Here is a 214-nt window from a genome sequence, read left to right as displayed (position 1 = left end):
TCGTCGTGAGGGCGGGTACAAGCGTGACGGTGCTGCTCCTCGTCGTGAGGGCGGGTACAAGCGTGATGGCGCTGCTCCTCGCCGCGATGGTGGCGGTTACAACCGCGACGGCGGCGCCCCTCGTCGTGAGGGTGGCGGGTACAAGCGTGACGGCGCTGCTCCTCGTCGTGAGGGTGGCGGGTACAGCCGAGACGGCGCTGCTCCTCGTCGTGAG

General features: G+C 69.6%; 1 protein-coding gene. It reads left to right on the top strand.

Annotated elements, in window-relative coordinates; all coding sequences use genetic code 11:
* Positions 1-23: 23 nt before the first annotated feature.
* Positions 24-214, top strand: a 191-nt coding sequence (locus L978_RS18145; RefSeq protein ID WP_047524891.1) for a hypothetical protein, incomplete at its 3' end; no start/stop codon positions are given.

Source organism: Microbacterium sp. ZOR0019, assembly GCF_000800925.1.
Classification (GTDB): domain Bacteria; phylum Actinomycetota; class Actinomycetes; order Actinomycetales; family Microbacteriaceae; genus Microbacterium; species Microbacterium aurugineum.
Note: the sequence above shows the minus strand (reverse complement) of the source record. Positions and strands in the feature narration are given on the sequence as shown.